The sequence below is a fragment of the Bifidobacterium indicum genome (assembly GCF_036987015.1).
GTDB lineage: Bacteria > Actinomycetota > Actinomycetes > Actinomycetales > Bifidobacteriaceae > Bombiscardovia > Bombiscardovia indica.
Genome location: NZ_BTXM01000005.1, coordinates 31,787 through 45,172, shown reverse-complemented (window position 1 = coordinate 45,172; position 13,386 = coordinate 31,787). Strand labels below are relative to the sequence as shown.

The following is a 13,386-nucleotide window of genomic DNA, read 5'->3' as shown; positions in this document are numbered from 1 at the left end:
ATGACGGAGGTCCCGATGAAGAACGAGGAGAGGGAGGAACCCGGCCAGGATTCCCGCGCCATGGCTGATACGGCTGGATCCCTGGGGATGAAAGCCGCACAATCCAAGTCGCGCAGACTGGCCGGAATGTCGGCCACCCTGGCGGGCCTGGTCGCCGTCGGTTCCCTCCTGGGCGGGTGCGGCCACAGCGATACCAAGCCCATGGACGACGAGTACGCAGGGACGGAATCCAGCAGTGCTCCCAGCAATGGGAAGGATTCGGGCCCCGAGGCTGGTGAGGGCACCCCCAGTGCCTCTTCACGCGACGGGAAACAGGCGGCCGCCTCAGACAGCGGGCAGTATCAGGATGGGGCGTACGCCCTGACCGGCCACTATGGCAAGGACGGTTCCGACAGCATCGACGTGGACCTGGAAGTGTCGGGCGGCAAGGTGCAGTCGGTCAGGGTATCCGGGAAGTCCAGCTCCCCGGTCTCCAGGAAGCACATCGGCGAGTTCGCCAAGGCCGTGCCCGGAGTGGTGGAGGGCAAGCCTCTCAAGGACCTGAAGGTCAGCAAGGTGGCCGGTGCCAGTTGGACCTCGGATGCCTTCAACAAGGCCCTGGACCTGGCTCGGCAGGAGGCCTCGGTCTCGCAGCGGCAGTGAGCGGCTGGTCGGTCCGGGCCTCTCAAGAGGCGCATCGGCGGCCGAGGTTTAGTCCTTTATGACGCGATCGTAGGGCTGGCCTGAATCCTGGACCCCGCCAGCTGAGGCCGTTCACCGTACTGGGGAGCCGCCTGAAGGATACGGGTTATGCAGGTAGGCGCAGCACATACAAGGGTGCCTGGCACGGGTTGAATTCCGTGCCAGGCCCTTGTATACCCTGGGCTGGTCAGGCATTCACCTGTTCGGTCCGGGTCCATCCCCATCCGCAACTAGCGGTCCCACCAGGGGCGGAGCGGATAGGTGTCCGTGCCTGTGGCGGGGTCGGGCTTGATGCACTGGAACTGGTGCACCTGGATGGTGTTGATTTCGAAGTTCAGACGGGATCCTGCCATGTAGAGGCCCCAGAGACGTGCCTTGGGTTCGCCGACCATGGTCTTGGCCTGGTCCCAGTTGTCCTGGAGGTTCTCGGTCCAGTGCTTCAGGGTCAGGGCATAGTGCTGGCGGAGGTTCTCCTGGGTCATGACCTCGAAGCCGGTGTCCTGGATGGCCAGTTCGATCTCTGCCGGGCTGGCCAGCTCCCCGTCGGGGAAGATATACCGGTCGATGAAACCGCCGGCCCTCTTGTGGTCGTGGGAATTGGTCCTGGTGATCTGGTGGTTGAGGAGGATCCCGCCGGGACGCAGCTTGTCCATCATCTCCTTGAAGTAGGAGGGGTACTGCTTGTATCCCACATGCTCCATCATGCCGATCGAGCAGATGCCGTCGAATCCGGATTCGGGCACGTCGCGGTAGTCCATCAGACGGACCTCGGCCAGATCGCTCAGGCCCTCCTTCTTGATCCACTCCTGGCCCCACTCGACCTGCTCCTCGGCCAGGGTGACGCCGATGACGTGGATGCCACGCTTGGCGGCGGCCACCTCCATGGAGCCCCATCCGCAGCCGACATCCAGGAGCCGGTCGCCCTTCTTCAGGTTCATCTTGTCGAGGACCATGTTGAGCTTGTGCTCCTGTGCGGCCTCGAGGGTGTCGGTCGGCTTCTCGAAGACCGCGCAGGTGTAGGTCATGGAGGGCCCGAGGAAGATCCGATAGAAATCGTTGGACTGGTCGTAGTGATAGCTGACCGTGGCCGCATCGCCCTTGCGGGTGTGGGGGCGCAGGCCCTCGGTCAGGCGCTTGGCCAGGGAGGGACCCTCTATGGCCGGGGGTTCAGGAACGTGAATCCCGTGCGAGAAGATGGCTGCGACCGTCCGCGCAAGGTCGGTCTTGCCGGGCTTCCTGATGTACTTCTTCAGGGCAACCAGGTCCTTGAAGACCTGATAGGGGTTGCCCGGCTGCAGGTCCGGCGAATCCAGGTCGCCCTGCAGGTAGGCCCGAGCCAGGCCCAGGTCGTTGGGGTTCTCCGCGACATAGTACATCGCGCGCGAGTTCTTGATCTCCAGATGGAGCGGTGCGGTCGAATCACCGAAATGCGATCCATCGAAGGCGGTTACCTGAACCGGCGCCTCGGGCTCCAGGAAAAGTCCGATCATTTCAGCAACGGTCATTGTGCTTCTGGCCATGAAGCCCCCTTATCTAACGCCCCGGTTGCGAATACGCATGACAAACCAGGCCGTTTGTGGTTGTTTTCTGCTTTTACCCTACCCCTCGCACTGGTCCACCACGGTATTCTCCTGGTGAATTTAACCCGATCACCAACGTGATTCGTGCCTGCTTCCAACCCTCTTCGGTTGGAGGCGCTTTGCCGGAGAATTCCGGTTTTCCGAAGCCAACCAGGCTGATGACGAATTGCAGCTTATGGACGATTTCCGTTCGTGACGGTCTGCCCTGGGCTGATGGAGATATTTGGTTCCTTGCCTGATCCGACCTTCGCTGGTATTGCTGATGCTGAAAGCGAGGTAATCGTGGTTGACGATGATGCGCAAGGAGGTCGGCTGACGGATTCCGATGACAGCCGATCGCCGGGAAATCTGCGCGAGGAGGATGTGCCCGCCTGGGTCGGCAGGACCCTGGCCCGCCTGGGGCGCTCGCATTTTCGCGCCGGGTTCAGCCTGTCGGCCAAGGACCGTTCCTATGCCCGGGCCAAGGGGAAGGCTACCATCAATCGTCATGCACACGAGATGCTGGCCAAACGGGTCGGTCCGGCCCAGCCCCTCAAGGATGGCAAACAGACGCCTTATCGGGGTCATCCCGTCTTTACCGCCCAGCACGCCACCGGCACCTGCTGCCGCGGTTGCATCCAACGCTGGCACCATATCCCCAAGGGCCGCCCACTGACCGACATGGAGGTCGACCGGTTGGCCACCCTGGTCATGGCCTGGATCGAGCGCGATCTGGTACACCATCCGGATTGAGTTAACACCAGGCCTGACCAAACTTCTGACCGGGTGCTTAAGGGAGTCCTGGGTTGACGGTCAACAGGAGGGAGTTCTTCCGCCTGCGGTTCTACAGGTCCGGGTAGGGGAACCGGTCTTCGGTGAGATTGGCGCAACGGTATCACGGTCAACATATTGCCCCTGCAGGAGCTTGAATTGAGGCCTGCGGTTGGGGTGTTTGATGTGGTTGATGAGTGTTCTCAGCGCCGTCTCAGTGACGAGTTTCACGTCGTTCTGCAAGGCTGAAAATGGCATGTAGAGTGCATCGGACATCTGTTTTTCGCATGAGACCACGACAGAATACTGCTGCGGAACAGGTATGTTGTTGGTCTCCAGGAGATGGTGGAAGACCAGGATGGCAGACTCATTCTGAATGACATACGCGGTTGTTTCGGTCTGCGTGGACAGGATGTCAGCAACTTCATTTTCGATGTTTTCCGCATCGGTGGTGCATGTGCGGATGCTGAGAGCGAGGTGAAGTCGTTGCGATGTCCTTTTGGCCGATTGAATGAATCTGAAGGTGTCGTTGAGTTTCTGATCCAAGATGGGCTGGGGGAGAGTGATCAGGCAGATATTAGTGTGACCTTCTGATGCGAGTTTTCCGATGATGCTTGAAGCGGCATGCCCGAAATCAGTATCAACCACGTCCAGATCCATCCAATCATCCGGAACACCCAGACAGACGGTCGGTATTCCCGACTTGGCGGCGAATGGGATTCGTGGGTCTTGTCGGCGAACGTCCAGAAAGATGAGGCCATCGGCCTTGTGGGATTGGCAGACGTTGGCTGTTGCTGTCCCATCCGGGTCATTGACGATGAGCATATCGTATCCGGCATTGGTTGCGGCTTTGGAGAGCCAGTTGATGTAAGTCCCTCTAGCCAGCTCGAAGTATGCTCCTTGCCGGTTGCTGGTAATGACCCCTATGGTGTTCGTTTTGGAGGTTGACAGGCTTTGGGCGGAGTGATTGGCCACATATCCCAACTTGTCCATGGCCGCACGAACCTTGGCCTCGGTTTCTTTCGATACTGGCCGGAAACCTGTAAGCACAAAGGAAACGGTTGTTTTCGAGACACCGGCCTCTTTGGCCACATCATTGATGGTGGACACTGTGCCGTTCCTTTCAACCATTTCGGGATCATCCCTCATGATATCCCGGAGGCTTAGATAAATCCTGATCCAGCGTGGAAGAACGCCTTGTTTCCCGTAGTTGATTTGCGGGAAGGATGAGTGCGGTATATAGTGATGTAAACCGGTTTGTAAAACCGGTTTACATAGTGGTTGCAGTACGCAGGCATCCACGATGACGACTGAGCGGAATACTCAAGGAGGAGTTTATATGCGACGTATAAAGACGGCGATGGTCAAGGCGATGGCGCTTTCATGCGTTTGCGCAATGGCTGTTGGGGTAAGTGCTTGTGGTTCCTCGTCACAAGAGGCCAGCAAGGATGACAAGACCATTCAGTTCTGGGATGACTGGACGCGTCACACCAATGGATCCGAGTTCGACAAGCTGGTCAAATCCTGTGCTCCGGAGGGATACACCATCAAGCGCCAGGCCATTGCCACTTCCGACTTGTTGAATAACTTGACCACTGCTGTCAAGGAAGACAACGGCCCGGATGTGGCAGTGATCGATAACCCCATGATTCCCTCGGCAGTGGATGCTGCCCTGGTGGCAGGCGGGGATGAGACCGGTCTGAAATCGACTGGCTATGACACCAATCTCGAGGCGCCGGGCATTGTGAATAAGGTGACATACGGAGTGCCCCTGGGGGGCTCCAATACGCTGGGTCTCATTTATAATCCCAAGATTGTCGGTGAAGCCGGGGTTGACGTTTCAAGCATCAAGGATTGGGATTCGTTAAACAAGGCGATTGAAGCGGTGGTCGCCTCCGGGCACAAGGGGATTGCCTTCTCCGGAATATCCGGCGAGGAAGGCGTATTCCAGTTCCTGCCTTGGTTCTGGGGTGCAAAAGGAAACTTGAAGCATACGGATTCACAGGCACGAACTGATGCGGAGAATCTGCTGTCCGGTTGGATCCAGAAGGGCTGGGCGCCTAAGTCCGCAACCACCGATACGCAGTCCGCCGCATGGGATCTTTTCCTTGCCGGAGATTATGGCTTCGTTGAGATAGGAACCTGGATGCAGGCAGAGGCTGACAAGGCGAATGCCAAGATGATTCCGATTCCCGCCAAGGATGGCGGTGTGGCCCCGGTCCCGACCGGTGGAGAATTCGCCATGGTGGCAACTCACAAGAAGAATGCCAAGGAACATTATGACAAGGCCGTAAAGGTCATTTCCTGCCTTTCCCAGCCTGAGAAACTCCTCAAGGTAAATAATGCCTTGAGCAACCTGTCCGCCAAGAAGAGCGTGCGTGATCGCCAAGTCAAGGAGAACGCCGGCCTTGCTCAGTGGGAGGCTTCAATTGAAAAGGCGCAAGGGCGCACCTCTGACCTCGGTCTCAAGTATGAAGAGACCTCTGCGTCCCTGTCCGAGTCTCTGTTGGCTGCCTTGAACAAGCAGTGAAGTGACGTGATGATCCTCGGCAATGCAAGACAGTTACAGATCTTGCATTGCCGAGGAGTGAACTCTGAAAGGCAATACGTGAGAAGGACTCCATGAAACGCAAAGCTAGTGAAATGACTGCGGTATCGACACAGCCGGATGGTCGACGCGGCATGCTTGACAGGTTAAATGGGCAGATGGCAGCAATCGGTTTCGTGTTGCCGTTGATTATATATCTGCTGATCTTCTATGCAGCGCCGCTCCTTCAGAACATGTCGATGAGCCTGCATCGGTACACCAGACGAACCTTCGTTACAGGAGATGCTCCCTTTGTCGGTTTGGACATCTACCGCGAGGTCATCGGCTCATCGGAATTCTGGCCTGTGGTTCTGCAGACCCTGATTTTCGTCGTGGTATCTCTGATTTTCCAATATGCCATCGGTCTTGCCCTGGCGGTCTTCTTTAACGACAACTTTAAGTTGTCGGGGCTTCTGCGTGGCATCATGCTGATTCCCTGGCTCCTGCCCCTGATTGTTTCGGGAACAACATGGCAATGGATGATGAATCCTGACAGCGGAATTCTCAACAAATTCCTGGGTCTGTTCGGCATCAATCCGATTTGGTGGTTGCAGGCCGATCACTCGCTCTGGGCGGTCATCATCGCCAATATCTGGCTGGGGATTCCTTTTAATCTGGTTATCCTGTATTCAGGACTGCAGAATATCAGCGCCGACCTGTATGAGGCCGCCGCCTTGGATGGTTGTAACGCGTGGAATCGTTTCTGGAACATTACCTTCCCGCTGTTGCGCCCGGTCACATCCATCACCCTGTTGCTCGGTTTCGTATACACCTTGAAGGTCGTGGATGTGATCTGGGTGATGAGCATGGGCACAGGTAGTTCGAAGACTTTGGCGACTTGGGCTTATTCCATGGCCTTCGGTAAGGGGACATCGGCCACGATCAAGTACTCCCAGGCGGCCGTTTTGGGCAGCATCCTGATACTGGTGGCTCTGATATTCGGTTTCATCTACCTGCGGGTGCAGAAGGCTCAGGAGGAGAACTGATGATGCACAGACATTCCGGTCTCAAGACCGCACTGGGGATATTCTTCACGGCCATCATGCTTTTCCCTGTTTACTGGATGGTCAATATCTCTTTCACGGCAAAAGGTTCCATCAGATCCGGTGACGTGATTCCCATGGACTTCACGCTGGATAATTACGCCAGGGTGCTCGATATCCAGCTACCCAACCTGGCCACTTCAATCGTTCTGGCTCTGTGCTGCGTGATTCTGACCCTGGTCATAGCGCTGCCCTCAGCCTATGCCCTTTCGCTGTTGCGTGTCCGGGGTTCCAGAGTAATCAGCTTTCTGTTGATTGTGGCACAGATGATTCCGGCCGTGGTCATCACCCTGGGGTTCTATGAGATCTACAACAAGGTTGGTTTGCTTGATACGATTCCTGGACTGGTGCTTGCCGATTCGACCATAGCCGTTCCCTTTGCGGTCATGCTTCTGACGTCCTTTATGGAAAGTATTCCGAAGTCTCTCTTGGAGGCTGCAGAAGTGGATGGTGCAACAAGGCTGAGGCGGTTCACCAGCATCGTGATACCTCTTTCGCGCAATTCCATAGTTACAGTCAGCCTGTTCGCTTTCCTGTGGGCGTGGTCGGACTTCCTCTTCGCCAGTACTCTGGATGGTGGAGGCAGCAGGCGCCCGATTACCCTGGGGCTCTATGCCTATATTGGAGCCCAGACGCAGGAATGGGGGCCGATGATGGCCACTGCCGTTCTTTCATCGATTCCGGCGACGATATTGCTGGTCTTCGCCCAGAGGTATGTGGCGGCAGGGGTTACGGCTGGGGCCGTTAAGGACTGAGACTGCGGAACCACGAAGGAAGTCACAAAGGAGACAAGGTGTACGAGGATTTTCAAATCGGACCGGATTATCTGATCTGGACCGGCGACGGAGAGACGCTCCGTATCGAAGCTTGGGGACGGAACAGTATTCGGGTGAGGTCCACCCGTAACGATGCCTTCAATCCCCACGAATGGGCTCTGCTCCCCAAAGACAAGGTGATTGAGGCGAATCATCGGACAATGACCTACCGGAATGCGGGTGAGGAGGCGGCTGCCGATTCCTGTCATACCAGCTTCGACCAGGATCGGGGAGAAGCGGAATTGACCAACGGTTCAATCACCGTGAAGGCTTGCTCATCGCATCATCATGTTGGCAGCGCCGGCTACGAGGTGTTCGGATGCGAACTGAGTTTCTGGAACGACCAGGGGCGATGCCTCATGCGCGAAACCCCAGAGGGCGGCTCCTTGATGCTCAAAGCCAGGCAGTATGAACCCATAGCCGGCGGTAGTTACAGCCTCGAGGCATCATTCGTCTCAGTTCCGGATGAGCACTTGTATGGCATGGGGGAATACCAGCAGGATAACTTGGACATCAAGGGCTGCACTTTCGAGCTTGCTCATCGTAATTCCCAAGCCAGCGTACCCTTCGTTGTATCTTCAGCAGGTTATGGCTTCCTCTGGCACAATCCCGCCGTCGGCAGGGCCACTTTCGGGAAAAACAGGACAGAATGGGAGGCACGATCCAGCGATCAAATAGATTATTGGATTACCGCGGGTGATACCTTTGCACAGATTGAGTCGCAGTATGCAGACGCCACCGGTCATGCCCCGGTCATGCCCGAATGGGGGCTTGGATTTTGGCAAAGCAAGCTGCGGTATTGGAACCAGGATCAGGTGGTGAAGGTTGCTCGTGGTTTCAAAGACAGGGGCATACCGCTGGATCTTCTGGTGGTCGACTTCTTCCACTGGCCACATATGGGGGACTACCGCTTCGAAGATGAATTCTGGCCGGATCCGGCGGCTATGATCGAGGAGCTGGACAAGCTGGGCATCAAACTCATGGTGTCTGTATGGCCACAGGTTTCGATAGCATCCGAGAACTTTGTAGAAATGAAGAAGCGGAACTACCTGACCAGCACAGAGTCCGGACTGAACTTGGACATGATGTTCGAGGAACCAAGCGTCAATTACGATGCGACCAACCCCGGCGCCCGGGATTTCGTATGGAACCTTTGCAAGGAGAACTACTGGGACAAGGGCGTACGGGCCTTCTGGCTCGATGAGGCCGAACCGGAATATGGAGTATATGATTTCCGTAACTATCGGTATAGCCTGGGCAGCGATCTGAATGTGGGCAATATATATCCGCAACTCTACAACAAGGGATTTTATGACGGTCAGGCAGCTGAGGGAGCAGAAGGCGAAATTGTCAATCTGACCAGATGTGCCTGGGCCGGTTCGCAGCGGTATGGATCGCTTGTTTGGTCGGGTGATGTCGGCTCGACATTCGATGATATGCGCTCGCAAATTACCTGCGCCATACATATGGGGATGGCCGGCATTCCTTGGTTTACCACGGATATGGGCGGTTTCCACGACGGCATTGTCGATACGGGCGGTTTCCGTGAGCTTCTTTCCAGGTGGTGTGCCTTCTCTTGCTTCCTGCCAGTAATGCGCAATCACGGTGACCGCAGTCTTCATTCCGTCGACGGCAAGGAGAGCGTAACGACAGCTGATGGGCAGCACCGTTCGCCTTCGGGTGCTGACAACGAACCTTGGAGTTATGGGTTACAGGTCGAAGAGGTCTTCCGCAAGTTCATCAAGGTCAGAGAAGCGATGAGGCCCTATACTCGCAGTCTCTTCCATGAGGCCCACAAGCTTGGTCTTCCTCTTGTCCGAGGACTTTTCTTCGAGTTCCCCGAAGATACGAGGGCGGCGGATATATCGGATGAGTACATGTTCGGCCCTGATTTGCTGGTTGCTCCTGTTGTCGAAGCAGGTGCCGAGGTAAGGGAAGTCTGGCTGCCGGGTGATGAGAATCTGCGCTGGCTTGATTTGCATACAGGTGAGGAGTTCCACGGTGGTCAGGCAGTTCAGGTCCGTACCCCGATTGACGTTATTCCGGTCTTTGCCCGTAACGGGAAGGATCATGGGCTCCAAGGGCTGATCTGAGTATTGCTTATGTCCCTTATTGCCTTGAGGCACACAAGGCGCGCGAGGCCATATTGTCCACCACCTGCTGATCGGAATAGCGACCTGGATATTCATACGCTCTGAACAATAGCGGTCTTGGATATTCAGCAGGGGTCCAAACCGGAAGCACATATTTCGTGGTGTTTCCGGATTGGACCCCTATGGTGGACTGGCCTTTACGTATCAACGGACGAGTGGATTTGCTCTGCGATTATCCGCCGTCTGTGAATTATCAGATCTGCACGCTTGCGTCATGAATCAACGTGGGGAGTGATCCGGTCTGAATAGGGTTCCCACGGGTAGGGTGGGCGATTCATTCCTATGGTGATGCTCCGGCTGGTTGTAACCGTTGCGCAGTCCCGAAACCTTGCAGGGCTTCAAAGCCGGCCAGAACACATACCACTAGTTCTGGCTGTTGAATTCTGCCGTGCAGTCGACCGGACCGCACGAGATGGTCTGATCGCCCCCGGTAGATATACCGATTGCGGATGGGGGAAGCCCCAAGGTGTTCGTTTTCATCAGCCCACATGTGGGCGAGACTGGTGGCCTGCTTCAGGAGACCAGCATGGGGGTTACCCGACCGATAGACCGTATATCGTTGTGGGACTCCTCAATGGTCAAGGCCTGGGTGCTTTTTTCTCTCTCTCGGAATAACCGCCTGCGTTGATGCGGCCAAGAGTATTCGACCTGCTTACCTCGGTTATACACAGAGCAACGACATAAATACGACCAAGCAGATCAGGTCGAGTAAGAAGGAGCCCCCCCCACCCACCGGGCCAAGGGTTTTCCGCCTCTGCATATACTTCCTATTGACAGGCGGGGGGGGGGGCGTTAGACGCAGAGACGACTGAGCGTCTAGTCTTTCCCGGAATTCGCTGAGGGATCGGTACTCGTCAGCTGATCCACTCCCAGCTTCTTCTCGGCTTCGGCCATCAGCATCTCGGGGGTCTTGCGGGTGCCGTTTTCTTCGGCGTCCTTGATGATGGTCTTGACGTCCAGGTCCGGATTCTGGTCCTGGGTGGCCACCAGGTCGCGGGCCTCCTGGCGGTTGAGGACCGTGGGCATGGTGCCCGGCATGGGCTTGCGGGCGGTCTCGGCAAGGAAGAGGACGGTCACCAGGCCACAGGTCGAGGTGAACATGATCCAGTAGGCGGGGGCCAGGCTCTTGCCGGTGGCTGCAACCAGGGCCTCCATGATCAGGGGCGCTGTTCCTCCGAAGACGGCAACCGCCAGATTGTAGGAGAGCCCCATACCGCCGTACCGCGAGGCTGTGGGGAAGAGGGCCGGCAGGGTCGAGGCCAGGTTGGCCACAAAGAAGATGACCGGTATGGCCAGAAGGACCAGTCCGGTGAAGACCGCGCCAGTGGTGTCCCGTTCCAGGATCTTGAAGGCCGGCAGGGAGAGGCAGAGGCCGGTGACGGCGCCCATGAAGAGGATCTTCTTTCGCCCGAAGCGGTCGGAGAGCGCCCCGGTGATGGGAATGCAGAAAGCCACCAGAAGGAGGACCGGCAGGGAGAGGAGGTTGGCCTGGGCCGTGTTGTAGTGGAGGGTGCCCGTCAGGTAGGTTGGCATGTAAGCCGTCAGGGTGTAGCCAAGGGTGTTGGCCGCGGCCACCAGGATGAAGGCCATGACCAGTTCCTTCCAGTACCCACGGATCAGGTCGATCAGGCCCTTATGTTCGCTCTTGGTCTTCTCGGCCGTGGCGGCTTGTGCCTGCTCAAAGGCCGGGGTGTCCTGCACCTTGGCCCTGAAGTAGACGGCAATGGCCGCCAGGGGGAGGGCGATGATGAAGGGGATGCGCCAACCCCAGGCCAGCATGGCTTCGGGCGAGAGTTGGAACTCCAGAAGGGAGACCAGGCCCGCGCCGAAGGCATAGCCCAGGTAGGAGCCCACGTCCAGAAGAGAGGCGAAGAAGCCGCGGTGCCGGTCGGGGGCATACTCGGTGACCATGGTCGATGCACCGGCGTATTCACCGCCGGTCGAGAAGCCCTGGACCAGTTTGAGCAGAATCAGGAGGATGGGAGCCAGCGGGCCCACGGCCGCGTATCCGGGCATGATGCCGATCAGCAGGGTGGCGGCCGACATGCTCAGGAGGGTGAAGGCCAGGATCCGTTGGCGGCCCAGCTTGTCACCCAGCTGGCCCAACACTATGCCGCCCAAGGGGCGGGCGATGAAGGTCACGGCGAAGACGCCCAGGGAGAAGAGACGTTGGATGGCATCCGATGCGTCGGAGAGGAAGACCCGTCCGATGGTCACAGCCAGATATCCGTAAACCCCGACATCGTACCATTCCATGAAATTGCCGACCGCCGTGCCGGCGATGGCCCGCTTCAGGGTTGACGCATCTACTACGTTGATGTCGGTGAGATGCAGACGCTGATTCCAGGTCCGGTGTGGACGCTGGTTGTGTTTCCGGGACCTGCGTTTGACGGTGGTGTCGGCCTTGCCGGCCTTCCCGGCCTTCCCGGTCTGCTTCGGTTCACGCTTCTTATCGGAACTGGTATCAGAAGCGTTTCCGTCGGTTGAACTTGTTTCCGTGTGTGCCATATATTCCTTCTCCGGCTCCTGGCCGTTGTGTGTATCGAGGGTCTTCGTATGCCCCAGTAGTCTCCCATCGGATCGTCTTCACGAAAATGTCATAAATAACCATCGTATCACTGTGGCGTTTTTGAGCCATTTGAGAGTGAGCCCCGCCTGTGGGGAAGGCCATCCAGCGGGGCCATGTGCGGGCGGATTAGTGCCGTGAATTTCTCTGGTCAGGAGGTGCGCCCTCTTCAGTTTCCGTCCCAGGGTGGCAGGACCCTGCAGGGCTTCGGACTGGTGACGCGACGCGTTATCGCCCGGGCGCCTGCCTTGATGATGGGCACATAGCTCTCCAGCTGATGCTCGCTGGCGTTGACCACGATGCCGATTGCGGCGATTACCGACCCGGTTTTCCCGAAGATGGGAGAGGCGACCGAATGGACGGCAGCATCTGGGACCTTCAGAAGGGCGACCTGCTGGTGCCGAATGCGTTCCAGATCCCGACGAACCAGACCAGCTGGGGGCCTGGGCGTCTGCCAGGTGGGCCAGGTGAATTGCTCATCATTCAGGATGAGGTCGATTGTTTTCGTGGAGGCATAGGCCAGAAGGGTCCTGCCCACGGCCGTGGGCACCAATGGAAGGCGATCGCCGATATGGTAGTAAATCGGTAACTTGTGTTTTCCTTCCCGCCTGTCCAGTACGGTCATCTCCAGACCGTCCAGGGTGCCCAGTTGTATGTGTTCGTCTGTCATGCTGGCCAGTTCGTCGAGGATCGGTGAGGCCAGTTCCCTGATGTTGAGCATGGGTTGGGCGTATTGGGCGATTTCCATCAACCGGGTGCCGATCGAGTAGGCTCCGAACCGGTCCCGCGTCAGGGCCTGGTTGGCGGTCAGCTCTTTGAGCAGCCTGCTTGTGGTGCTGGCTGGGAGGCCGGTGCGTCGCATGATCTGGGTCAGGGTCAATGTCGGTTGTTCGGATGTGAAGCAGTCAAGGATGGCGAAAGCCCGCTTAAGCACACCACGTCGCGGGACTTTGCCGGAATCTTGAGTTGCTGCCATAGCCGTATGCTCCCATATCCACTATGTGAAATGCTAATGAATGGGCATAGGGCTCTCCAATGACTTTTCCGTTGAGTGGAAGTTGAGTTTTCGACCGGGTCCAGAGGCGGATAAAAACAATAACGCCCCTGGTGAAGTCGGAATCGGAAGGAGCGCTTGGCGAGTTTCCGTGCGAAGCCGCGTCGGATGAATCCTCGCCGAGTATCCCCGTTCGGATGTGCCAAGGGGAATACAG

Annotated in this window: 10 protein-coding genes; 6 read left to right on the top strand and 4 right to left on the bottom strand. The window is 57.4% G+C overall.

All coding sequences use genetic code 11. The features are described from left to right. Positions 1-642 (top strand): FMN-binding protein, encoded by a 642-nt coding sequence (locus tag AACP59_RS08565; RefSeq protein WP_339350850.1) that lies wholly within the window; start codon positions 1-3, stop codon positions 640-642. Between the two features lie 269 nt (positions 643-911). Here the strand turns inward: AACP59_RS08565 and AACP59_RS08560 are convergent, their stop codons facing one another. After that, positions 912-2,201, bottom strand: coding sequence for a class I SAM-dependent methyltransferase (locus tag AACP59_RS08560; RefSeq protein ID WP_339350849.1), 1,290 nt, complete (start codon positions 2,199-2,201; stop codon positions 912-914). Positions 2,202-2,609: 408 nt separating this feature from the next. Between AACP59_RS08560 and AACP59_RS08555 the strand changes: the two genes are divergently transcribed. Beyond that, positions 2,610-2,993, top strand: coding sequence for a DUF4186 domain-containing protein (locus AACP59_RS08555; RefSeq protein WP_339350882.1), 384 nt, complete (start codon positions 2,610-2,612; stop codon positions 2,991-2,993). A gap of 60 nt (positions 2,994-3,053) precedes the next feature. On the opposite strand, the gene AACP59_RS08550 is transcribed toward AACP59_RS08555, so the two are convergent. After that, on the bottom strand, positions 3,054-4,121 hold the full coding sequence (locus AACP59_RS08550; protein ID WP_339350848.1) for a LacI family DNA-binding transcriptional regulator: 1,068 nt from the start codon (positions 4,119-4,121) through the stop codon (positions 3,054-3,056). 229 nt (positions 4,122-4,350) lie between these two features. Here AACP59_RS08550 and AACP59_RS08545 point away from each other — a divergent pair, with 229 nt between their 5' ends. From AACP59_RS08545 to AACP59_RS08530, 4 genes are all read left to right on the top strand, one after another. Further along, positions 4,351-5,541 (top strand): sugar ABC transporter substrate-binding protein, encoded by a 1,191-nt coding sequence (locus tag AACP59_RS08545; RefSeq protein WP_339350847.1) that lies wholly within the window; start codon positions 4,351-4,353, stop codon positions 5,539-5,541. 152 nt (positions 5,542-5,693) lie between these two features. After that, a complete protein-coding gene (locus AACP59_RS08540) occupies positions 5,694-6,584 on the top strand; it encodes a carbohydrate ABC transporter permease (protein ID WP_339352939.1) in 891 nt (296 codons plus the stop codon). After that, positions 6,584-7,396, top strand: a complete 813-nt coding sequence (locus AACP59_RS08535; RefSeq protein ID WP_297317219.1) for a carbohydrate ABC transporter permease — start codon at positions 6,584-6,586, stop codon at positions 7,394-7,396. The genes AACP59_RS08540 and AACP59_RS08535 overlap by 1 nt, the downstream gene beginning before the upstream one ends. Positions 7,397-7,434: 38 nt before the next feature. After that, entirely contained in the window at positions 7,435-9,549 is a 2,115-nt protein-coding gene (locus AACP59_RS08530) for a glycoside hydrolase family 31 protein (RefSeq protein WP_339350846.1), read from the top strand. An 876-nt stretch (positions 9,550-10,425) separates the two neighbouring features. On the opposite strand, the gene AACP59_RS08525 is transcribed toward AACP59_RS08530, so the two are convergent. Then, positions 10,426-12,117, bottom strand: a complete 1,692-nt coding sequence (locus AACP59_RS08525; RefSeq protein WP_339350844.1) for an MFS transporter — start codon at positions 12,115-12,117, stop codon at positions 10,426-10,428. A gap of 227 nt (positions 12,118-12,344) precedes the next feature. Continuing rightward, positions 12,345-13,151 (bottom strand): IclR family transcriptional regulator, encoded by an 807-nt coding sequence (locus AACP59_RS08520; RefSeq protein WP_297317216.1) that lies wholly within the window; start codon positions 13,149-13,151, stop codon positions 12,345-12,347. Positions 13,152-13,386: the final 235 nt, after the last annotated feature.